The organism is Paenibacillus sp. WC2504 (genome assembly GCF_052682475.1).
The window spans coordinates 8156171-8179892 of record NZ_JBQZFH010000001.1 but is presented as its reverse complement, the minus strand read 5'-3'; the positions used below and the strand labels follow the sequence as shown (position 1 = coordinate 8179892).

The following is a 23722-nucleotide window of genomic DNA, read 5'->3' as shown; positions in this document are numbered from 1 at the left end:
GGTAATTCGATGGAAGATACATTGCTCGGCATGTCCAACGAATTGAAAAATGTTCCAATTGCTTTACGCTCACCAAAGATTAAAGATTTAAAAGAGAAGTTTAAAGGAAAACCGATCATATGTGTTGCTTCTGGTCCTTCGTTGGATAAGCAACTTCCACTGCTCAAACAGGTTAAAGGAAAGGCAATGATTATCAGCGCAGAGTCAGCATTTAAAGTACTACTTAAGAACGATATTGCTCCGGATGTGTTATGCATTTTGGAACGAGGTCCCAATTCTTATGAACTCAGTACAAACGGTGTAGAAATACCGGAAGAGACTGCGTTAATTGCATTGACGTTGATGGACCCGCGCCTTCCAAGGGTGTGGAATTCGCACGTTGTGCCCGTATTTAAATCTAATATTACACATTCCCGACTTATGAGCGAAGCTCTTGGAGATTTAGGGACACTATACAATGGAAATTCTGTAGCTCATTTGAGTTATTCTGTGGCACAACATCTCGGCGGGTATCCGATTGTTTTCATAGGTCAAGATTTGGCTTACTCGGAAGAAGGAACTACGCATAGCAAAGACAGTTTCTATGTTGATCAGAGCGATGAGAATATAACCGATGAACAGCGTAAGCAAATCTCTGCTTCTTTGCAGCCGGATCAAAACTTTTATAATAAAACGGTCTACGTAGATGGCTATTATGGTGGTAAAGTCAGAACGAGGGAGCTTTGGAGACAATTTTTATTCTGGATGGAACATATGCTTGCGATTTTACCGGCTCCGTTAGTAATTAATGCTACAGAGGGCGGTGCAGAAATTAAAGGAGCCGTCAATATGCCATTCCAGGAAGTAATCGAACAGTATTGTCAGGAGCGGACTCCTTCAATTCCGGAATTGTTTCGTGATATGGCGCAACCCATGGATGCCGAACTGCACGATAGAATGAGAAACATGATAGATTTCTTTAACGGCCGTTTGGGTGAGTTGGAGCGCATCAGCACGTTTGCGGCAGAGATTTTGCAGGCAATCGAGCAATTGCTAGTGGAGCAGCCATTCTCGCAGGACAATTCAGTAGAGTTTTTGGAAATGAAAGCGAGTCGAATTATACGTAATGTAGAACTCCTAATAAAGGATATGATAAAGGATTCATTCTGTATGTTTTTCCTCTCTCCGCTTCTAACTAATTATCATGTGAAAATGAACCCTATTTCCCGCGTATCCTCAATTGAGCGCTTGAAATCTATTTTAGTTCATCAAAGCAACTTTATGATGTGGATTATTGATGGAAGAGATCAAATTATGAAAGTATATGAAGAAGGAATTCGAGAGGCAGTTACTGAACTAGGGCTAAATAGTGAAGAGCTGTACTTCGAGGCGAAGCAGAAATGGGAACCGCCGAATTTGGAGCTAGAGGAGGATAACGGTTAATGCAAGACATCGTACAGGAAACGTTGGAGAGTATGATAGACTATGTTCCTAAATTGGCGGCAGCATCTGAAAAGATAGCTCTTGATATTCAAACCCACCAGGAGGGATGGATCGACACATTGCTTGCCTATTTAGAAGGGCTAAATTGGTTAGTAGAGGCTGTTGCGGGACTTCAACGGTTGGATCGATTCTTATTGGAAGACTGGAATATTGAGCTCATTAAGCCGTACATGGATCAAATGACAGAAGCGCTGGAACAAAATGACTTTGTATCTCTTTGTGATCTGTTGCAATATGAATTGCGTCCAATGTTGGAATCTTGTGAAGAGCAACTAAGGGGAATGGTTCATTGAATAACCAAGATCACTTTATTCAAAGGGATGTTCCAAGATTCAATGGGCCTGATGTGACACTAGAGCGAGCTAAAAATGGATCCTTTACGGCTTTCATACAAGAATCCGGGACTCAAGCCATTTATTTGCATAGTCGTTATGATCCTGTTTCCGAAGCGGGACGATTTGCTGCTGCTCATTTGAGCGGCAGTGAAGGGGAGAGTGTGGATCGCATTGTTCTTTATGGTCTTGGATGTGGGCACCACGTTAGCGCCTTGCTAGAGAAAACCGAGCAAATGGGAACTCCGATTGAAGTTTGGGAGACGAATGTTGCAGCCTTTTTTCATATCGAAAAGTCCGGAGCTCTTAAAGACATTATGAATTGCCGGCGGCTAACAATAATCGTTACGGACGATATAAAAGTTTATGGGGAACGGTCGAATGCTTGGCAGAATGAACATGTACATGTCATCGTCCATGAGCCGTCATTGCGCGCGGTGCCATTGGAATTATCATCTTTCAAAAGTATCTTATTGGATTACAAAATTAAGCGCAATAGTGCAATCATCAATAGGGAATTAATGAATAGCAATTTTATGCAGAACACCCAGCAGGAGTGGCCGTCGATTTCTGCTTTTCAAGATTTTTCCTCTTCTGTACCAGCCATTCTTATCAGCGCCGGACCATCTCTTGCGAAATCGTTACCGCTCTTGCAAACTGCAGCCAAGCATTGTTTACTCGGAGCTGTAGGGACAGCATCTTCCTTGTTGGTTCGTCATGGAGTAATCCCTGACTTTGTAATTATGACCGATCCGCAAGAGGGAATGATTAAGCAGTTGGAAGGTTGGCAGCCACCATCCATCCCCTTGTTTTTCCTAAGTACTGTCCACACAGCAGTCGTGGAACAATACGCCGGTCCGAAATTCATTCTTTTTCAGGAGGGCTTTGTACCAGCTGAAGAAATGGCTTCGCTTCGTAGCGAACAACTTGTACAGACGGGAGGATCCGTTTCGACGACTCTCTTTTCTCTAGCTCGATTATTGTGCATGAGACCGATCTGCCTTGTAGGTCAAGACCTTGCATACACTGATAACCAAACACACGTAGCGGGAACACCACTCTACAAAAAATGGGAACGAGAAGCGACAGGAGAGCGCGTAGTAGCGTTCGATAGGCTTGGAACCGTAATGACCTCGCGTAATTTGCTAATTTATAAGAAATGGTTTGAGGAACAAGCCAGAAACAACGATGAGGTTTTCTTCAATGCTACGGAAGGCGGCGCTTATATCGAAGGGTTTGCACATGTGACATTGTCGGAATTTTTAACAAGCGTCCAAGTGAACGATGTTTCTAAGGCACGTGAGGCATTTCAACAAATGGTATTATCCGCATCCTTGAATTGATTTGGAGTTGGAAGCATGAACTATGAAGGCAAAAAAATATTGATTATCGGTGGTACTGGAACCCTTGGTCAACATCTTACACGTTTTTTATTGCGGCAGAATCCACAAGTCATTCGAATTATGAGTCGTGATGAGTACAAGCAGTATGAGATGCAACAGAATTTTACAGAACATTTGTCTAAACTGCGGTTTTTAATAGGAGACGTTCGAGATGGACAAAGACTTCTACGTGCCATGGAGGACATTGATTACGTCTTTCACCTGGCAGCTATGAAACATGTGCCGTTCTGCGAATACAACCCATTTGAAGCCGTTCAGACGAATATCATAGGTACACAGAACATGATTCAAGCGGCAATTCAGTGCGGGGTTAAAAAGGTTCTTTTCACTTCTACCGATAAAGCTATTTCGCCGACTAATACGTACGGTGCTTCTAAACTGATGGCTGAACGCCTCATTTCTGCAGCCGAATACCAGAAAGGACCCAAACAAACTGTATTTGCATCAGTCCGTTTTGGGAACGTAATGGGGTCAAGGGGATCAGTCATTCCTCTTTTTGTCAAGCAGATTATGGAAAAGAGCAAAGTTACTATAACCGATCGACAAATGACCCGTTACATGATGACGGCGACACAAGCGATTTCGCTGATGCTTAAGGCTAACGATATTTCTCAGGGCGGAGAAGTGTTTGTTTTAAAGATGCCGACTATTTTGCTCGTTGATTTGGCTGATGTTGTTATTGAAGAAGTCTGTACTAGATTTGGAATATCCGAACAAGTTGTTCGTGAAGAAATTGGCTTGCGCCCAGGCGAGAAACGATATGAAGAATTAATGACCGAAGACGAGACGTTGCATGCCTGGGAAACACCAGATATGTTTATTATTCCTTCAGCATTTCGTGATTTGAAGCTGGAAACCTCTTATCCTAATGCTCAAAAAATGCAGCAATGTGCAGTGAATTCCCACCAGGAGCAGCCGATTGATCGTGATACTCTCCGTCAGTGGATATTGGAGGAAGGTTTAATCAAGGGGGAATTATTATGAAAAACGTGGTCATCATTCAGGCAAGAATGGGTTCGACTAGACTCCCCGGAAAAGTGTTAACAAACTTGGCTGGTAAAACGGTCCTTGCGCATGTTATTGAAAGAGCGCAAAACTTTAAGAACGTGCAGGAAATTGTCGTTGCGACCACAACTGGTGCTCAAGACGCTCCGATTGTCGAGGAAGCGATTTCTCAAGGTGCTGCGGTTTACAGAGGCAGCGAATATGATGTTTTGTCGCGTTATTATGAAGCTGGTCTGCAGGCAAAAGCGGATACGGTCATTCGCATTACTTCCGATTGCCCGCTGATTGATCCCGAAGTTTCCTCCCATATTATCCAGGAATATCTGAACGAAGGCGGCAAATACGACTATGTAAGCAATACGTTAAATCGTTCCTACCCGCGTGGATTAGATACAGAAGTATTTTCTTTCGCTTCTCTAGAGACTGCGCATCGGGAATCTCAAAGAGCTCATGACCGCGAACATGTTACTCCGTATATATACAATACACCTAAATACTTCAATTGCCGTTCTGTTCTAAGTGATGAGGGTATTCTCGATTACCGTTGGACACTTGATACGCCTGAAGACTGGGAATTAATATCGAGAATTTATAATTCTTTGTACCTGCCAGGTCAACTATTTACCTGGAAAGAAGCGGCTTCACTAATGCGCAAAAATCCTGACTGGGCAATGATTAATTCCCATGTAGAACAAAAGCAGTAAATCTAATTAGTGCTTTTGCCGATATATATTGTAAACACTAGCGAATGCGAAGGTGATTCTATTGACGACTCGAATAAGCGGACTTGGTACAACAGGTTTGGATATTGATTCGATTGTTAGCCAAATGATGAAGGTTAAACAAGCTCCTATTGATCAAATGATTCAGAAAAGGACATCTCTCACATGGCAACGTGATGCTTACCGTGATGTGAATACCGATATGTCGAGCTTTATGAACGAAGCACAGAAGTTGACGCTTCAAGCTACTTTTATGACGCAGAAAACAACTTTATCGACTACTGACGCTGGTAAAGTGCAGGTGTCACCTACAGCAAAGGCGCTGACCGGGAATTTCTCCCTGAAGGTAGATAAGATTGCAAAAGTTGCATCGGTTGGTAGCACTGCGCCAGTCGGAACTTTCACTGCTACCGCAGGTACAATTAATGTAGCAGGTTCATTGGGGAACAAAGACATTACAATTAATGCTGGGGATAGTGTAAGTCAAATCGTTGCCAATATTAATGGAGCAACAGCATCTACTGGGGTGAAAGCTGTTTATGATCAGCTTTCGGACAAGGTTACGTTCGTTAGTAGTCAAACCGGAGCGGCAGCAAAGATAAACATAAAAGAAACTACTCCTACATCGAATTTAACTAATCTAAAGATCGCTCCAGCTAATCAGAATATTGATATTCCTGGTCAGGATGCAGAAGTATATTTCAACGGCAGCACAGACGTGATTAAGGCTTCTTCTAACTCCTTCACGTTAAATAATATAAACTTTACGCTGTTAGCCGATCCTGCAGGTACTCCTTACACAATAAATGGTTCCAATAATTTGGATGTGGATAGTGTCGTTTCAACAATTAAAGGTGTTTTCGATAAGTACAACACGTTAATCGATAAAATGAACAGCAAAATCAGTGAAACGAAGTATCGGGACTATACACCGCTAACTGATGATCAGAAAAAGGAAATGAAGGACGCGGATATTACGCTTTGGGAAGAGAAGGCGAAATCAGGGCTTCTGCGTAATGACAGCATATTAAGTTCCGGTCTAAACGCAATGCGAAACGATCTTTCGAGCAATGTCTCTGGTATTGCTGGAGATCAATATAATGATTTGTCCGATATTGGAATCACCACGTATCAGAGCAGTGGTTCGAGCAGCTACTTGGCTTATTTAGAAAAAGGTAAAATTTATATTGATGAAGATAAATTGCGTACGGCATTAATAAATAATCCGGATCAGGTGGCGAACCTTTTTACAAAGGATGGGGCGCGTGATGCAAGCGGGAATCTAACAAACGTAAATGATGCCGGTATAGGTACACGTTTGTATGATACCTTGAAAAAAGATATTATTGCCCAAATTACTGCAAAAACGCAGGTCGTTCCAACACAGAGCTATTTGAATCAGCAAATTAACGATTACTCGACTCGCATTCAAACAGAGCAGGATAAATTATCTGACTATGAGCAAAGTTTGTACAATAAATATACTGCACTGCAAACTTCTTTAGAGAATCTGAGTTCTCAGGGTTCGCAGCTTGCCAGTTACTTTAAATAATGGAGGAACCATATGATTCAACCAGCGGCAAAAAGCTATAAACAAAATCAAGTGGACACGGCTCCTTCTGAAGAACTTACACTTATGCTTTATAATGGAGCTATTACATTTGTTAAACGAGCGAAGCAAGCAATCGCTGACAGAGATTATAATCATGCTCATCAGCACATTACTCGCGTTCAAGATATTGTCGACGAATTGATTATTACACTTGATAGGAAATACCCGATTTCTGAACAATTGCTCTTACTTTACGATTACTTGAAGAGACGGCTTGTTGAAAGCAATGTCTCTAAAAACATTTCCATCTTGGAAGAGGTCGAGGGCTTTTTTATGGAGTTTCGCGATACGTGGAAACAAGCAATTACACTTGCCCGCAGCCAAAAACAGTAGGGGGCGCCTACATGGGATCCACTGAAGCATTGTTTCAACAACTCATCGACAGAACAGGCGATATGCTCCAAATTATCCAGTATTCCCCACAGAATCAGCCTCTCGAAGCGATGGATCCACTGTTTGCAGAGCGGGAGCTGTTGTTAAAGCAGTTGGATGAAAATTTACAGCAGGAAGCGAATATCGGCAAATACCGCTCACTCTATGATAAGCTAAAGGTCAAGGAAGATGAATTACAAAAAGCCATTCAAGCCTCGCTGCAAGAGACGGAAGCAAAGATAAAAGATATTCGAAAAGCTAAAACTATATCCACGCAATATGAATCGTATTTGCGACAAACGCCATATGGGGCCTTTTTCGACAAAAAAAAGTAAATAGCCTAGGGAGGGCAAAATGGAAATTCGACCGATTACTGATGTTTCAGGTCTACAGGAGCGATCTGCTGCTAAGGAATACCCGGATGAGCATAAGGTACCTCAACAAGAGGAAGCTCCTGGTGTCGAAATTCAACAAGAACGAGCATATAACAAAACAGAGATTACTAAGGAACTTGATCATCTCAATAAAATATTGCAGTCTAAAAACTCCCATCTTCATTTTGTTTTACACGATAAACTGCAAGAATATTACGTACAAGTTGTGGATGACAAAACCAATGATGTAATTAAAGAAATTCCATCCAAGAAAGTTATGGATATGGTAGCTAATTTTTATGAAAAATTGGGGATTATTGTAGACAAAAAAATTTAACCCCTAAGCAGTGGGAGGGGTTCTTTCCTTGATGAAGGGGTTTGATGATGTGCAAGTTGTTATTCGTGCAGATGCTTCGACGGAAATCGGAACTGGGCATGTCATGAGGTGTTTGACGCTAGCCGATAAGTTCAAACGAAATGGAGCTATGGTACAGTTTGTCTGTCGAGAACATCCCGGCCATTTTTGTGATTTAATTCAACAAATGGGATACCCTGTTTTTCGACTTCCATATTGTGAGCAAAAAGCGAATGAAGCAGATGTGAACTATGCTTATGCACACTGGCTGGGTGAACCTTGGGAAGAGGATCTCGCACAAACCTCTTCTATGTTAAGCAACCTGGGGACAGCTATCGACTTGCTCGTCGTAGACCACTATGCAATTGATATACGATGGGAACAGAACATTCGGAGTTTCGTGAACAAAATTATGATTGTAGATGATCTGGCTAATCGGCATCATGATTGCGATATACTGTTAGATCAAAACCTCTATGATAATATGGAGCATCGATACGATGGCATAATTCCTGAGCACTGTATGAAGTTGTTGGGGCCCTCTTATGCCTTATTGCGAGACGAGTTTCAGGTTGCACGAAAATTTGCACAAATAAGGGAGAAAGGTGTCCGCAGGATTCTTGCTTTTTTCGGTGGTAGTGACCCTACCAATGAAACCCAAAAGGCACTTGAAGCTTTTATGTTATTGGAGGAAACAGAACTTACAATTGATGTGGTTGTGGGCAGTTCGAATCCCAATAAGGCAAAGATTGCTGAGCTTTGCTCTAAATTAGTAAATGCGGAATATTATTGCCAAACCAATCAAATGGCCGAATTGATGGTTCGTGCGGATTTAGCTATTGGGGCTGGCGGCTCCACTACGTGGGAAAGGTGTTTTTTGGGGCTCCCTGCGATCACGATTACGACGGCTGATAACCAGATGGAAGTTACAGAAGTTGTTGCGAGTAGAGGTGCGATTCACTATTTAGGCCATTACAGTGAGGTTTCCCCTCCTGCGATTGCGATAGCGATTAAAAAGTACTTAGAGAATCCAGGTTTGTTAGCCGACATTAGTCGTACAGGAATGGAAATCATGGGGCAATTAGACGCTGTTGACGCGGTTAGTGTTGTAGGTACCCTTTTAAACTCCGTAAAATAAGCCGAAATCTAAAGTTCATGAGGAAAAGCTATGCGACCGTATAACGATTATAAACTTCGTGTTATGTCAGAATCGGATCTGAGAATTGTCTTGCAGTGGCGGAACTCAGAGCGCGTTCGAAAGAATATGTATTCTGACGAGCTGATTTCTTGGGATGACCATTGTGCTTGGTTTTCGCGGATTCAAAACAGCCAAGAGTCTCGACATTACATATTTGAACTCAATCGTACGCCGATTGGGGTCATCAATTTTACTTCTATTAATAGTGTACACAATAAGTGTAATTGGGGATTTTATCTCGGCGAAACAGATGTTCCTCCCGGAAGTGGATCAATTCTAGGGACTCTCGGTATGTCTGAAGCGTTTGAACATTTGAAAATTCGTAAATTGTGCGCGGAAGTATTCGCATTTAATGAGAAAAGTTTGCGATTTCATAGAAGGTTAGGTTTTACACAAGAAGGTATTTTATCACAACACGTTTGGAAGCATAATTACTATGAAGATATTGTGTTATTTGCTTGTTTTGCCGATCAATGGGGCGGAATAAAGAAAGATTTATTACTGCAATATGGTGAAAAGCTATTCTAATTATCATAATCGCCGAGGTGGGCAGCATGAATCATCCTGAAATTATCATTGAACATCGAACGATAGGGCCTAAGCACAGGCCGTTTATTATAGCGGAAATGTCCGGCAATCATAATCAATCTTTAGAGCGAGCGCTTGAAATTGTAGATGCCGCAGCTAAAGCGGGAGCACATGCCTTAAAGATTCAAACTTATACAGCAGATACTATGACTATAGAGTCCGACCAAAGCGATTTTTTTATCAATGATGCTGAAAGCTTGTGGAACGGGCAGTCTTTGTATGCTCTATATCAGCAAGCTTATACGCCATGGGAGTGGCATAAAGCAATTTTTGATCGCTGTAAAGCACACGGGATGATCGGTTTTAGCACACCGTTTGATGAGACTGCGGTAGATTTTTTGGAATCCTTAGGAGTATCCTGCTATAAAATTGCTTCATTTGAGAATACGGATATACCACTTCTTCGTAAAGTTGCTTCCACAGGCAAGCCAATTATTGCATCAACAGGTATGGCAAGCATTGCTGAACTGGATGAACTCGTTCAAACCGTTCGAGCTGCGGGATGCCAAGATCTTATTTTATTAAAATGTACGAGTTCTTACCCAGCTACTCCGGACAATTCCAACATTCGAACCATTCCGCATATGCAGCAACTTTTTAATGTCCAGGTCGGTTTATCTGATCATACATTAGGCGTTGGTGTAGCCGTAGCAAGTGTTGCCTTAGGGGCAACTGTAATAGAAAAACATTTTACCTTAAGTAGAGCTGATGGTGGGGTCGACAGTGCTTTTTCATTGGAACCTCATGAGATGAGCAGCTTAGTGGAAGAAACAGAGCGTGCATGGCAAGGGTTAGGTGCTATTTCGTATGGCGTTAGCGAGAAAGAAAAGAACTCCACGCAGTTTCGTCGTTCGTTATATGTAGTTAAAGATTTGAAAGCGGGAGAAATTTTCACATCTGAAAATTTACGCGTTATTCGACCGGGCCTTGGTCTTCCGCCTAAATACTTGGATACCTTGCTTGGTAAAAGAGTAAGCAAGGATATTCCAAGAGGAACTGCTGTCACATTAGACATGATACTATAACTAATTTAAGCCTCACCTAGAAGAAGGGGAAGATACAGATGAAAGTATTGGTTACGGGCGGAGCAGGTTTCATTGGTCGTTGGGTTGTAAAAAGGTTATTAGAAGATGGCCAGAATGTCTGGGTCTTAGATGATTTATCCAACGGAGAAGAAAATAATATTGAGGAATTCAAGTCTCATCCGAGATTCCAGCAATTTCTCCACGGTGACATCAAGAACGAAGAGACGTTAAGTCATTTGTTCGAAAATGGTTTCGATGTTTGTTATCATCTTGGTGCAAGTATCAATGTACAAGATAGCATCGATGATCCTAGAACGACTTTTAATAATGACACGTTAGGAACATTCTATGTGTTAGAACAATGTCGTAAACATCAAGTGAAGATCGTATTTATGAGCACTTGTATGGTCTATGATCGTTGTTTAGACGAGTCGGGAATATCTGAAACGCATCCAATTAAGCCTGCCTCTCCCTATGCTGGTGCAAAAATTGCTGCTGAAAATATGGTTCTATCTTATTTTTTTGCTTATGGTTTACCGGCTGTTGTAGTACGCCCATTTAATACTTATGGACCGTTCCAAAAGTTTGGTGGCGAGGGTGGAGTCGTTGCTATTTTCATCAAGAAGAAGCTTAACGGGGAAACTTTACACATCTATGGAGAGGGAACGCAGACGAGGGATTTGCTCTATGTTGATGATTGCGCTCGATTTGTTGTGGAGGCAGGATACTCAGACCGCGTTGATGGACATATTGTAAATGCAGGTCTAGGGCGTGATATTGCAGTAAATGATTTGGCCAAATTAATTGTTGGGGACGAGAACAGGATCAAGCATGTAGAACATATTCATCCGCAGAGCGAGATTCAAAAACTTCTTTGTAATTCATCTAAGGCGAAAGAGCTCCTTGGATGGCAGCCCCTTACAACACTTGAAGAAGGTTTAAAGCTAACTGAAGAGTGGATTAAAACCATTATCTAATAGAAGGGCTGATATGCGAATTGACGCATTTCAGCCTATTTTTAAAATATCGGAGGTATTCCAAATGGTTAATACAAAAAATTCGCAACCAGTGCTCATCGAGGACGTTCCAGTTCGGGATACAATGCTTCCTTATGGTAGACAGTCTCTAGATGAGACAGACATTGAAGCTGTTATTGCAACGCTTCGATCTCCATTTTTAACACAAGGACCAAGAATTAAGGAATTTGAGGATTCAGTAGCACGTTATGTAGGTGCTAAACATGCAGTGGCTTTTTCAAATGGAACAGCAGCGCTTCATGGAGCTTGTTTTGCTGCAGAAATTGGTGAAGGGGATGAGGTAATTACAACTTCAATGACCTTTGCTGCAAGTGCAAATTGTGTACGTTATTGTGGTGGTGAAGTGGTATTCGCAGATATTGAATCGGATACTTATAACATAGATAGTGAGAAGATTAAAGTTTTAATCTCTCCTAGAACGAAAGCGATCATTCCCGTAGATTTTACAGGCCAGCCTGTAGATTTAGAAGAAATTATGCAGCTTGCAAAGGAGCGGAATCTAATAGTAATTGAAGACGCTGCCCATTCGCTTGGCGCTGATTACAAAGGTCGAAAAGTTGGTTCAATCGCAGATATGACGATGTTTAGTTTCCATCCGGTCAAACATGTGACTACTGGAGAGGGTGGCGTAATTACTACTAATTCAGATGAGTTATATCAGAAATTGCTTCTTTTCCGAAGTCACGGTATTACCCGGGAAAAAGAATTGCTTGAATCACAGGCTGAAGGTGACTGGTATTATGAGATGCAAGAACTTGGGTTTAACTACCGTATGACAGACATTCAGGCGGCGTTAGGTTCCTCACAACTGAAAAAAATAGATGAGTTTGTTGCCCGTAGACGAGAAATAGCAAAGCAGTATTCAGAAGCTTTTGCGCATACAGCAGCAATTATTACACCCTATCAGAAACCAGATCGCAATTCTAGCTGGCATCTCTATATTATTCAACTCGATTTGTCAAAGTTAACTGGAAGCCGTAAGGATATTTTTGATGCATTGAGAAAACAAAATATTGGTGTTAATGTTCATTATCTTCCTGTGCATTACCACCCTTACTACAAGAGATTAGGGTACGAGAAAGGGATTGCACCAATAGCGGAAAATCTTTACGAAGGCATTATTTCTCTTCCGCTGTTCCCGGCCATGATAGATCAGGATATTCAAGATGTTATAAACGCTGTAAATAAAGTATTAACATTTTACGCGAAGTAGATGGTTTCTTGTCTTATGAGGCCTGTGGATAATGTGCACAAACCTGTGCATAACTCTGTGAATAAAGTGGATAAATCCGCGCCACGACAATATTCTACAAATTTCGCAGTTATCCACGACTTGTATATACCCGAATTTTCAAAAAATTTACTTGATTGGCAAGTTTCAAATTGACAGGTCAAGCAGACGGGTGTTATAGTCAAAAAGTAAGGGCTTACATTATTCATTTGCTTATGATTAATACATTTTTTAAAACGAAGGGAATGTGTACGTTATGCAAGGTAAAGTGAAATGGTTCAACGCAGAGAAAGGCTATGGTTTCATCGAGCGTGAAGATGGTGGAGATGTATTCGTGCATTTCTCAGCCATTCAATCCGAAGGATTTAAAACGCTGGACGAAGGTCAAGCAGTAGAGTTTGACATTGTAGAAGGCGCACGCGGTCCTCAAGCAGCTAACGTTAGCAGACTATAATCATCCGGCACGATCCGGTGCCGCTAGTATACACCTACGAACATGCACACCTTGGGAGTCATCCCGGGGTGTTTTTTTGCGTAGATTAAAAAGTATAAGTTTTATACTTTAGCTTCGAATCTACCTTGACAAACGCGCGCGTCCTAAAAGGACGACGAAGTCGTTTATTCTTGGCATACATATTATGCTCGGAATTTAAAGGAATTATGAAGATGGGGTGGAATGTAGTATACTGTAAGTAGGAAGGGAGATGTTTAACTATGATGATTAGCATTCGCGGAGAACACCTTGAAGTAACTGAGGCCCTCAGGGACTATGTCGAGAAAAAATTAAACAGACTAGATAGGTATTTTGAAGCTCCCCTTACATCCGATGTACAAGTAAAGCTAAGTGTAGTCAAAGATTTACAAACCATCGAGGTAGCCATTCCTTTAACTGGCGTGCTGCTCAGAGCAGAGGAACGCAACTCTGATATGTATGCTTCGATTGATTTGGTTGTGGACAAGTTAGAGCGCCAAATTCGCAAGCATAAAACTAGAACCAACCGTAAAATTCGCGAAGAAGGCGGCAAGCGTGATTTGTTTAAAATGGAAACAGCACCTGTCACTTTCGTGGAAGAGGAAGAAGACTTTGAATTGGTCCGCAACAAACGCTTCGATTTGAAGCCGATGGATGTGGAGGAAGCGATTTTGCAAATGAATTTGGTTGGTCACAGTTTCTTTGTTTTCTCCAATATGGACACAGATTCTGTCAACGTAGTTTACAAACGTAACGACGGCAAGTACGGATTAATTGAGCCGGCTATTTACAAATAAAATAAATACTTACAAAGAGCTTGATTCGATTCAGTCGAATTGAGCTCTTTTCTATTGATACAGCCATGTAGATACGTTTATTTTGCATGCATGCATTTCCGATAACGATTCAATACTATAGAAATAAGCTAAAACGTGAAACTTTTGAAGGCCATAGGTAGTTTATATGAATGTAGGCGGAGGGTTTGTTGCGGCAGGGCGGTCAAAGGTGGTACAATTTGAGGATACGAATGCAATAGAAAGGGGTTCACCGATGCTAGGACTAGTGAAAAAGATTTTTGGTGATTCCAATGAACGGGAAGTTAAACGGATGTTAAAAGCCGTTGATTATATCAACGAGCTTGAAGCAGGCATTGAGCCGTTATCTGATGAAGAGTTAAGAGGTAAGACTGTGGAGTTCCGTAATCGCTTGGAAAAGGGCGAGGAATTGGATGACTTGCTTCCTGAAGCTTTTGCCGTAGTCAGAGAGGCAGCCAAACGTGTATTGGGTAAACGTCATTACGACGTTCAACTTATTGGGGGTATGGTGCTTCACGAAGGCCGTATCGCCGAGATGAGAACAGGGGAAGGGAAAACGTTAGTTGGAACACTTCCTGTCTATTTGAATGCCTTGCTGGGTAAAGGCGTGCACGTGGTAACGGTCAATGATTATTTGGCGCAACGTGATAGTGCCGAAATGGGCCAGATTTATGAATTCCTTGGTCTGACGGTCGGGGTAAATCTGCATGAATTATCCCATGAGGAAAAGCAAGCAGCTTATGCCTGCGATATTACGTATGGAACAAACAACGAATACGGGTTCGACTACCTGCGAGATAACATGGTGCTCTACAAAGAGCAGATGGTACAGCGTCCGCTTTATTACGCGGTTATCGATGAAGTTGACTCCATTCTGGTCGATGAAGCTAGAACGCCTCTTATTATTTCGGGACAAGCTGCTAAATCAACGGATTTGTATTATTCAGCGGACCGTTTTGTGTCCAATTTGAAAATAGAAGAGGATTACACGATCGATATTAAAGTGCGTTCCGTAGCTCTTACGGAAGAAGGGGTTGCGAAAGCAGAACGCGCATTCGGCATTGAGAACTTATTTGATCATCAGAATGTGAACATTAACCACCATGTGACTCAAGCCCTTAAAGCGCGTTTCATCATGAGACGTGATGTGGACTACGTCGTGCAAGACGACGAGGTTATGATTGTTGATGAATTTACAGGCCGTATTATGACAGGCCGTCGCTATAGTGATGGGTTGCACCAAGCCATCGAGGCCAAAGAGCAGCTTCAAGTTCAGAATGAGAGCATGACGCTGGCGACAATTACGTTCCAGAACTATTTCCGGATGTACCGCAAGCTTGCGGGTATGACCGGTACGGCGAAGACGGAAGAAGAAGAGCTCAAGAAAATTTATGGGCTTGAAGTTATCATTGTTCCAACCAACCGTCCGATGATTCGTAAAGATATGCCGGATGTGGTATACAAGTCGGAAAATGGTAAGTTCAGAGCGGTTGTAGAGCAAATTGTGGAGAAACACAAGCTGAATCAACCGGTTCTTGTTGGTACGGTTTCGATTGAGAACTCCGAAAGACTTTCTGACATGCTCAAAAAGAAAGGCGTACAGCACAAGGTCCTCAATGCCAAATACCATGCGGAAGAAGCTGAAATCGTATCACGCGCAGGTCAACCGGGATCGGTGACGATTGCTACGAATATGGCGGGCCGCGGTACGGACATTATGCTTGGCGAAGGCGTACATGATATCGGTGGATTGCATATTATAGGTACAGAACGTCATGAAAGCAGACGAATTGATAATCAGCTGCGCGGTCGTGCAGGCCGTCAAGGCGACCCTGGTTCGTCGCAATTCTACCTCTCTCTAGAGGATGAATTGATGAAACGTTTTGGGGCTGAAAATATTATGGCCATGATGGACCGTCTGGGAATGGAAGAAGATCAGCCGATTGAGAGCAAGTTGATCTCGCGTGCGGTTGAATCCGCACAAAAACGTGTGGAAGGAAACAACTTCGACGTTCGTAAAGTCGTCCTTCAGTATGACGATGTGATGAACCAACAACGTGAAATTATTTATAAACAGCGCCGCGAACTGCTGGAATCCGAAAATATCCGCGAAGTCATCGAGGGTATGATTAACGCAGTGATCGAGCGCGTCGTGAAAGCACACTGTCCGGAGGAGCAAATTCCGGAGGAGTGGGAGCTTACAGAGGTCGCGAATTTCGTGAACAACAACTTCCTTCAGGAAGATGCGCATATTAGCGATCAAGATATTTGGGGCAAAGAGCAAGAAGAGATCATTGATCTTATCAAAGATCTTGTCAGCAAGCGTTATGACGAGCGTGAAGAAGAGATCGGACCTGAATTCATGCGTGAATTCGAGAAGGTTGTTGCGCTTCGCGCGGTAGACAGCAAATGGATGGATCATATTGATGCGATGGATCAGCTCCGTCAAGGTATCCACTTACGCGCATACGGCGGTACGGATCCGCTTCGTGAGTATCAGTTCGAAGGTTTCGAGATGTTCCAAGAGATGATTGATAACATTCGTGAAGAAGTTGCGATGTATATCATGAAAGCTCATGTTCAAAGCAACCTGGAGCGTCAAGCCGTAGCCGAAGGGCAAGCGGTGGATACGAAGAACGAAGCTGGCGGCAAGAAGCCGGTCGTACGCGATGAGGAGCAACGTATCGGACGTAACGACCCATGCCCATGCGGCAGCGGCAAGAAGTTCAAACAGTGCCACGGACAAGGCAGCTAAACGAAGCTGACGCGATCCGGTTAGCGAAGGCACAAGAGAATAAAGAGGTGTAAGACATGCTGGAACCAGAAGTAAAACAGGATTTAAGAGAAACAGCAAAGCGACTAACCGAATTACGGGGGTCTCTTTGACTTAGATCATAAGCTGGAAGCGATCGGCGATTTTGAGGAAAAAATGGGGGCGCCGGACTTCTGGGACGATAACGAACGCGCCCAGAAGACCATCTCCGAGCTCAACGCGATCAAGAGCGTTGTAGATCAGTTTCAGGGCTTCACGAACGAGTTTGACGACCTGCAGGTCATGGTCGAGCTCGAGGAAGAGGAAAGTGATGCCGGCCTGGTGGCTGACATTGAGAAAGGCATCGCGGCCTTAAAGACCAAGCTCGAAAGTTTCGAGCTTGGCCTGTTACTGAATCAGCCGTATGATCGGCTGAATGCGATTCTAGAGCTGCATCCGGGGGCCGGCGGCACGGAGTCGCAGGACTGGGCGGAGATGCTGCTGCGCATGTACCGCCGCTGGGCGGAGAAGCAGGGCTACAAAGTCGAGGTGCTCGACTATTTGCCCGGCGACGAAGCCGGCGTGAAGAGTGTCACGCTGCAGATCACGGGCTTCAACGCCTACGGCTACTTGAAGGCGGAGAAGGGCGTGCACCGGCTCGTGCGGATTTCGCCGTTTGATGCCTCAGGCAGACGCCACACGTCCTTCGTGTCGTGCGACATCATGCCGGAGATCGAGGACGATACGGAGGTTGAGATCCGCACGGAGGATCTCAAAATCGATACGTATCGGGCGAGCGGCGCCGGCGGTCAGCACATCAACACCACGGACTCGGCCGTGCGGATTACGCACATTCCGACTGGGGTCGTGGTGAGCTGTCAGCAGGAGCGTTCGCAGATCAAGAACCGCGAGAAAGCGATGAAAATGCTGCGTTCCAAGCTGTATGAGAAGAAAATCGAAGCGCAAATGAAGCATTTGGCTGAAATTCGCGGCGAACAGTCCGAAATTGGCTGGGGAAGCCAAATTCGTTCTTATGTTTTTCATCCGTACAGCATGGTGAAAGATCACAGGACATCGGCAGAGACCGGCAACGTCGGTGCTGTCATGGACGGGGATCTGGATATGTTCATTGACGCGTACCTGCGTCATCAGATTCGCAAGCCGGACAATGCCGAGTAGTTGATGTTTTGTCCTTGGCGGCAGAGTGAAACGCATAACAGAAGCAATTGACGATCATCCTACACCTAACAGGTGTAGGATTTTTTGTGAGAGGAGGCCTATCGTGGCCAGAAGAGAACCACTGATACGGATAGGAAGTCCTGCACATACCGTATTTGAATATTCCTTGCTAGTTATAGGCTCATTGGTCATGGCAGCTAGTTTTAACTGCTTTTTGAACCCGAACCAAATTGCAACCGGCGGGGTTTCGGGCATCTCGACCATCATTCAACACCTTTCAGGGTTGAATCCCGCTATCACCCAATGGGCGCTGAACATTCCGATTTTCCTTTTAGCCTTATGGTTGCTGGGAGGGCACTTCGGTGTGAAGGCTGCAGTTGGTTCTGTCATATTTCCGCTATGCGTCCTGGTGACCAGCCATATAGGCGTGCCGACGCACAATCCTTTGCTCGCTGCCGTTTATGGTGGAATTGGTGTCGGGCTTGGATTAGGGATTGTTTTTCGCGGACGTGGATCAACAGGTGGCCTTGGGTTGGCTGCGCAAATTTTACATAAGTACACTGGATTAAGTTTAGGCTTCTCTGTTGCGGTGTTTGACGGCCTGGTAATCATCTCATCAGCGCTAGTGTTTACGCCGGAGAATGCGCTGTACGGGATGATCGGCTTGTTCGTGACTACCAAAACGATTGATATCGTGCAGGTCGGCTTCAATTACGCAAAAGTAGCTTTCATCATATCGGACCATTCGGATGCGATTCGCAAAGCCATTTTGTTTGATTTGGATCGCGGGCTGACCGAGCTCAATGGATCCGGGGGTTTTACCGGGGAAACTCGGAATGTGATGATGGTCGTCGTGAAGCAGAACGAGGTAAGCCGATTGAAAACGCTGGTCCAGTCGGTGGACCCGCAGGCGTTTGTCATTTTGAGCGAAACGAATGAGGTGCTGGGTGAGGGCTTTAAGCGGCATGCTTAGAAGCTTGGCGGCTGCCAAATGGGATGAAGACGTGCTTAGGCACGTCTTTTTTTGTATGAATGGACTACGGCGCAGGGATATCGACAAGGAAACATGATTGTATTTTGTGCAACATGGCAACGACTTCTGGATAAAGCCCGGTCCTATCTTGTATAAAGTGCAGTCATTTCGGTTAAAAGCACTGAGATTACCATAAAAAAATGTTGCTTGTCCATCGATTAATTTGGGATAATATAACTGTTCATTCTTGAACAAAACGTCTATGCATATTATGAATTTTTTTCATTCAAACGATTGCGTGAATATCATCGCCAGAATTTTGTTGAAAAAGCGGGGAAACCCTTGATTCATATCGGATCCAAAAGGATGAAAACGGAGAAAACTGGTGAAAAAAATTCATTGAATTATTATGTATATGACTGTATAATCATACATATATTTTCGGAGTAACGGGGGAATTCATATGAGTCAAATCGTTAGAGCGGCTATTATTGGGGCTACAGGGTACGGTGGCGCGGAAGTTATTCGTCTATTGCAGGCGCATCCTCTTGTGAAAATCACTTCGGTCATCTCGACCTCGAATGCGGGAGCTCCGCTTGCTGATCATTTTCCACATTTGCAGGAAGTGGTTGTTGATATTTTGGATCAACTCGATGTTGATCTTATTGCTAGTAAATCCGATGTCGTGTTCCTGGCAACACCAGCGGGCGTAAGTGCAGAGCTTTCACCGAAACTTTTGGCTGCCGGCCTGAAGGTTATTGATATTTCCGGGGATTTGAGATTGAAATCAAGCAGCGATTATGAAAAATGGTACAAAAAGAAGCCGGCTTCCGAGGACATGTTGGCGAAGTCGATCTATGCTTTGTCCGAAGTATTCGGGGACGAGGTCAAAGGCAGCGATCTGATCGCGAATCCTGGCTGTTACCCGACAGCAACGCTTCTAGGGCTAATCCCAGCTGTGAAAGCAGGTTGGATTGATCCCTCCACGATCATCATTGATGCCAAATCAGGCGTATCCGGCGCGGGGCGCGGTGTTAATCTGGGCGTGCATTACGCGGAAGTCAATGAGAATTTGAATGTGTATAAAGTGAATAAACATCAACATATTCCGGAAATTGAGCAAGCGCTCAGCCGTGTAGCGGGTAAGCCGGTTGTGACGACATTCACGACACATCTTGTGCCAATGACGCGTGGAATTATGTCCACGATGTACGCTACCGTAAATGGTGAGCATACGGCAGCAGATTTTATTGAACTCTACCGTCAATTCTATGAGGGCCGGAAGTTTGTACGGATTCGTCAAGAAGGCAAGTTCCCTTCCACTAAGGAAGTATATGGTTCTAATTACTGTGATATTGGTTTTTCCGTGGATGAGCGGACGGGTCGTGTAACGATTGTTTCCGTTATTGATAATGTCGTGAAAGGCGCTGCAGGGCAGGCCATTCAAAACTTGAACTTGATGTACGGTTGGGAAGAAACGACCGGATTGCTTTTCGCACCGGTATATCCATAAGAAGCGGGACATGTGAGGAGACGAGGATGTTGGATACAGTTAGTTTCACGGTGGTGCCTGAGGGCACAGTAACGACACCGAAAGGCTTTCGTGCAGGCGGCCTGCACTGTGGATTAAAGAAGACGGAGCGCTTTGACTTAGGCGCGATCGTATGTGAGGTACCGGCGGCAGCGGCAGGCGTGTACACGCTGAACGCGTTTCAAGCGGCACCGCTGCGCGTGACGCAAGAAAGCATTGCCCAAGGCGGCAAGCTGCAGGCCATGATCGTGAACAGCGGCAACGCCAACGCGTGTACCGGGCAGCAAGGCGAAGACGACGCGTATGCGATGCGTGCAGCCAGCGCGAAGGCGCTAGGCGTAGCAGAGCACCACGTCGGCGTGACGAGCACAGGCGTAATCGGCGAGCTTCTGCCGATGGGCAAAGTGCTGACAGGCATCGAGCAGCTGCCACAGCGCATTAAGCTAGACGGAGGCGAAGACTTCTGCCAGGCGATCCTGACAACGGATCTTGTGCAGAAGATGACGTGTGTCCGTCTTGTTGTGGGCGGCAAAGAGGTTCACATTGCCGGTGCAGCCAAAGGTTCGGGGATGATTCACCCGAACATGGCAACGATGCTCGGTTTCATGACAACCGACGCACCGATCGAAAGCGAATACCTGCAGCAGCTGCTTAGCAGGATCACAGATAACACCTTCAACATGATTACCGTTGACGGCGATACATCCACCAACGACATGGTCGTGGTGATGGCTAGCGGTTTGGCTGGCGGCGAGACGCTAACACCGGAGCATCCGGATTGGGAAGCATTCGCAGCAGGTTTTCAATACGTTGGTGAGTACCTGGCCAAAGCGATTGCACGTGACGGCGAAGGCGCAACGAAGCTGATTGAGACGACGGTTATCGGCGCGGAGAGCGACGAAGCAGCCCGCAAGATCGTGAAGTCGATCATTGGATCGAGCCTCGTGAAGTCCGCTGTGTACGGCGCTGACGCGAACTGGGGTCGAATCATTGCGGCTGTTGGATACTCGGGACAACCGGTGAATGTGAACACAGTCGATATTCGCTTAGGCGATATCGCAGTGCTCGAGCAATCGCGTCCGGTGAAGTTCGATGAGGAAGCGGCACTGGCTTATTTGAAAACAGATACCATTCAAATTCATGTGAATTTACATATGGGCACTGGCAAGGCAACGGGCTGGGGCTGCGATTTGACATATGATTACGTGCGCATTAACGCGGCTTACCGCACATAAGAAGGGGACCGAACGCAGTGAAGAACAATTGCTTTGTGATGAAATGCGGAGGCAGCACGCTTGCGGCGCTGCCTGCCAGCTTTTTTGAAGATATGCGTCAGCTCCAGGAGGAAGGTATCGTAACGGTTATCGTTCATGGAGGCGGTCCTGCCATTTCGGAAACGCTCGGGAAGCTGGGCATCGAGTCCGGTTTCGTGAACGGTTTACGCGTGACCAACGAAGCGGTGCTGGACGTTGTAGAGATGGTTCTTTCCGGTCAGATCAACAAAGAGATCGTACGCCGCATTCAATTGACAGGCGCAGCAGCGCTAGGTTTGTCCGGTGTGGATGGGCATCTAATTGAAGCTAAGCCGGTGGCGAACAGCCACGAGGTCGGTTTAGTCGGCGATGTGACGAAGGTGAACGCGGAGCTGATCCAAGGCATCGTGAATATGGGCTACATTCCGGTTATTGCACCGGTTGGGCTTGGTGAAGATGGCGGACAGCGTTACAATATTAATGCGGATACGGCAGCTGGCGCGGTGGCGTCCCACCTTGGTGTGGAACAAATGGTTGTCGTGACGGACGTCCCTGGCATCATGAAGACCGTAGATGGCGAGAAGCAGGTGCTGCCGGTTGTGAGTGTTGCAGAGATTGAAGAGATGATTGCGAGTGGAGACATTTACGGCGGTATGATTCCGAAAGTTCGCGCAGCAATCGCTTGTATTCAGGGCAAGGTACAGGAAGTCGTGATTGTGAATGGATCAGAGCCGAACGTACTCAGCAAAGTGCTGAAGGGCACGGGAATCGGTACAAGAATTGTACGATAACACTATAAGGAGGGAATGTACATGAGTGAAACGGGTAAAAGCTCGCTCTTTCCAACGTACGCCAGATATCCAATTACGCTGGTGAAGGGGGAGGGCAGCCGACTATGGGACGATACAGGCAAGGAGTACATCGATTTGATGAGCGGAATTGCGGTAGCGAACCTCGGGCATGCGCCAAAAGAAGTGAAGGAGCAACTTGTTCAACAGCTTGATCAGCTATGGCATGTCAGCAACCTTTTCCATATTCCGAACCAGGAAAAACTAGCTTCTTTACTTACGGACAACAGCTGTGCGGATGCTGTATTTTTCTGTTCCACAGGAGCAGAAGCGAATGAAGCCGCAATCAAGTTGGCGCGTCGCTACAACCAAAAGGTGCTGAACAACGGTCGGTACGAGATTATTACGTTCAACATGTCGTTCCACGGACGGACATTGGCGACATTGACCGCTACAGGTCAAGACAAAGTGAAGGAAGGCTTCCATCCGCTTCCTGAAGGCTTCGTGTATGCGCCTTATAACGATATCGAGGCTGTGCGCAGTCTTGTGAATGACAAAACATGCGCTATCATGTTGGAAATGGTGCAAGGGGAAGGCGGCGTATTGCCGGCTGATCCGGAGTTCGTGAAACAATTGGCAGCGCTGTGCAAACAGGAAGGCCTGCTTTTGATTGCGGATGAAATCCAAACAGGTGTAGGGCGTACAGGCAAGCTTTTTGCCTATGAACACTATGGTGTTGAGCCTGACATTTTCACATTAGCCAAAGGTCTGGGCGGCGGGTTCCCGATTGGTGCTATGCTGGGGAAAGCTTTCCTTGCTGAAGGCTTTAGTGCTGGCAGTCATGGTTCGACATTTGGCGGAACACCGATTGCGACGGCTGCAGGTTTTGCGGCTGTGGATACGATTCTTGCACAGAAGCTGCCGGAACGCGCAGCGGAGTTAGGGGAGTACACGATCAAGAAGCTGGAAAGCAAGCTTGCCGGCAATCCGTTGATCGCGAAAATTCGCGGTATCGGACTTTTGATCGGGATTGAGTGCACGCAACCTGCAGGTGAAATCATTAGTGAAATTCATAAAAGAGGCGTGCTAGTTATTCCAGCTGGGCCTAACGTTATTCGTTTAGTGCCGGCCTTAAATATACCGCAAGAAGATTTGGATCAAGGGCTGGATGTGCTGTGCGCGGTCCTTGCAGAGAAGGCATCTACGATCAGCAGCATCTAGGG

Annotated in this window: 23 protein-coding genes; all 23 read left to right on the top strand. The window is 45.1% G+C overall.

The annotated features are described in order from the left end of the window. A partial coding sequence (locus tag ACUN27_RS37425; protein ID WP_445560583.1) for a motility associated factor glycosyltransferase family protein occupies window positions 1–1422 on the top strand: 1422 nt, incomplete at its 5' end. Then, entirely contained in the window at window positions 1422–1775 is a 354-nt protein-coding gene (locus ACUN27_RS37420; protein ID WP_315955582.1) for a hypothetical protein, read from the top strand. The genes ACUN27_RS37425 and ACUN27_RS37420, both read left to right, overlap by 1 nt. Next, window positions 1772–3157 (top strand): motility associated factor glycosyltransferase family protein, encoded by a 1386-nt coding sequence (locus tag ACUN27_RS37415; RefSeq protein WP_315955583.1) that lies wholly within the window; start codon window positions 1772–1774, stop codon window positions 3155–3157. Before ACUN27_RS37420 ends, ACUN27_RS37415 begins: the two co-directional genes overlap by 4 nt. A gap of 15 nt (window positions 3158–3172) precedes the next feature. Beyond that, window positions 3173–4201: a polysaccharide biosynthesis protein gene (locus ACUN27_RS37410; RefSeq protein WP_315955584.1), complete on the top strand. Its 1029-nt coding sequence runs from the start codon at window positions 3173–3175 to the stop codon at window positions 4199–4201. Next, window positions 4198–4926 (top strand): glycosyltransferase family protein, encoded by a 729-nt coding sequence (locus ACUN27_RS37405; protein ID WP_315955585.1) that lies wholly within the window; start codon window positions 4198–4200, stop codon window positions 4924–4926. The genes ACUN27_RS37410 and ACUN27_RS37405 overlap by 4 nt, the downstream gene beginning before the upstream one ends. A 61-nt stretch (window positions 4927–4987) precedes the next feature. Continuing rightward, the gene (fliD, locus tag ACUN27_RS37400) at window positions 4988–6496 is read left to right on the top strand and encodes a flagellar filament capping protein FliD (RefSeq protein ID WP_315955586.1); all 1509 of its coding nucleotides are present in this window, start codon (window positions 4988–4990) and stop codon (window positions 6494–6496) included. Between the two features lie 12 nt (window positions 6497–6508). Next, window positions 6509–6889 carry a flagellar export chaperone FliS gene (gene fliS / locus ACUN27_RS37395; protein ID WP_315955587.1) on the top strand — a complete coding sequence of 127 codons (381 nt, stop codon included), beginning with the start codon at window positions 6509–6511 and terminating at the stop codon, window positions 6887–6889. Window positions 6890–6900: 11 nt separating this feature from the next. Next, window positions 6901–7263 (top strand): hypothetical protein, encoded by a 363-nt coding sequence (locus tag ACUN27_RS37390; RefSeq protein WP_326061702.1) that lies wholly within the window; start codon window positions 6901–6903, stop codon window positions 7261–7263. A 19-nt stretch (window positions 7264–7282) separates the two neighbouring features. After that, window positions 7283–7639: a flagellar protein FlaG gene (locus ACUN27_RS37385; protein ID WP_127453316.1), complete on the top strand. Its 357-nt coding sequence runs from the start codon at window positions 7283–7285 to the stop codon at window positions 7637–7639. 31 nt (window positions 7640–7670) lie between these two features. Further along, on the top strand, window positions 7671–8795 hold the full coding sequence (pseG, locus tag ACUN27_RS37380; protein WP_315955629.1) for a UDP-2,4-diacetamido-2,4,6-trideoxy-beta-L-altropyranose hydrolase: 1125 nt from the start codon (window positions 7671–7673) through the stop codon (window positions 8793–8795). A gap of 30 nt (window positions 8796–8825) precedes the next feature. After that, window positions 8826–9383, top strand: a complete 558-nt coding sequence (gene pseH, locus ACUN27_RS37375) for a UDP-4-amino-4,6-dideoxy-N-acetyl-beta-L-altrosamine N-acetyltransferase (RefSeq protein ID WP_315955589.1) — start codon at window positions 8826–8828, stop codon at window positions 9381–9383. A gap of 26 nt (window positions 9384–9409) precedes the next feature. Further along, a complete protein-coding gene (pseI, locus tag ACUN27_RS37370; protein WP_315955590.1) occupies window positions 9410–10468 on the top strand; it encodes a pseudaminic acid synthase in 1059 nt (352 codons plus the stop codon). 38 nt (window positions 10469–10506) lie between these two features. Continuing rightward, window positions 10507–11445 carry a dTDP-glucose 4,6-dehydratase gene (locus tag ACUN27_RS37365; protein ID WP_315955591.1) on the top strand — a complete coding sequence of 313 codons (939 nt, stop codon included), beginning with the start codon at window positions 10507–10509 and terminating at the stop codon, window positions 11443–11445. A 64-nt stretch (window positions 11446–11509) separates the two neighbouring features. Then, window positions 11510–12718 (top strand): UDP-4-amino-4,6-dideoxy-N-acetyl-beta-L-altrosamine transaminase, encoded by a 1209-nt coding sequence (gene pseC / locus ACUN27_RS37360; RefSeq protein WP_315955592.1) that lies wholly within the window; start codon window positions 11510–11512, stop codon window positions 12716–12718. Window positions 12719–12992: 274 nt separating this feature from the next. Continuing rightward, window positions 12993–13190 carry a cold shock domain-containing protein gene (locus ACUN27_RS37355; RefSeq protein WP_028556842.1) on the top strand — a complete coding sequence of 66 codons (198 nt, stop codon included), beginning with the start codon at window positions 12993–12995 and terminating at the stop codon, window positions 13188–13190. Window positions 13191–13450: 260 nt separating this feature from the next. After that, window positions 13451–14005, top strand: coding sequence for a ribosome hibernation-promoting factor, HPF/YfiA family (gene hpf / locus ACUN27_RS37350; RefSeq protein WP_315955593.1), 555 nt, complete (start codon window positions 13451–13453; stop codon window positions 14003–14005). 253 nt (window positions 14006–14258) lie between these two features. Then, window positions 14259–16778 carry a preprotein translocase subunit SecA gene (gene secA, locus ACUN27_RS37345; protein ID WP_315955630.1) on the top strand — a complete coding sequence of 840 codons (2520 nt, stop codon included), beginning with the start codon at window positions 14259–14261 and terminating at the stop codon, window positions 16776–16778. A 56-nt stretch (window positions 16779–16834) separates the two neighbouring features. Continuing rightward, a protein-coding gene (prfB, locus tag ACUN27_RS37340; RefSeq protein ID WP_157318510.1) for a peptide chain release factor 2 occupies window positions 16835–17954 on the top strand; the annotation gives its coding sequence in 2 pieces (ribosomal slippage) (window positions 16835–16906 and window positions 16908–17954; 1119 coding nt in all). Window positions 17955–18054: 100 nt separating this feature from the next. Continuing rightward, window positions 18055–18927: a YitT family protein gene (locus ACUN27_RS37335; RefSeq protein WP_379173544.1), complete on the top strand. Its 873-nt coding sequence runs from the start codon at window positions 18055–18057 to the stop codon at window positions 18925–18927. Between the two features lie 463 nt (window positions 18928–19390). After that, window positions 19391–20440, top strand: a complete 1050-nt coding sequence (argC, locus tag ACUN27_RS37330) for an N-acetyl-gamma-glutamyl-phosphate reductase (protein WP_315955596.1) — start codon at window positions 19391–19393, stop codon at window positions 20438–20440. Between the two features lie 26 nt (window positions 20441–20466). Then, on the top strand, window positions 20467–21693 hold the full coding sequence (argJ, locus tag ACUN27_RS37325) for a bifunctional glutamate N-acetyltransferase/amino-acid acetyltransferase ArgJ (protein WP_315955597.1): 1227 nt from the start codon (window positions 20467–20469) through the stop codon (window positions 21691–21693). Between the two features lie 38 nt (window positions 21694–21731). Continuing rightward, the gene (gene argB, locus ACUN27_RS37320; RefSeq protein ID WP_315955631.1) at window positions 21732–22502 is read left to right on the top strand and encodes an acetylglutamate kinase; all 771 of its coding nucleotides are present in this window, start codon (window positions 21732–21734) and stop codon (window positions 22500–22502) included. A gap of 21 nt (window positions 22503–22523) precedes the next feature. Then, entirely contained in the window at window positions 22524–23720 is a 1197-nt protein-coding gene (locus tag ACUN27_RS37315) for an acetylornithine transaminase (RefSeq protein ID WP_315955598.1), read from the top strand. The last annotated feature ends 2 nt before the right edge of the window (window positions 23721–23722 follow it).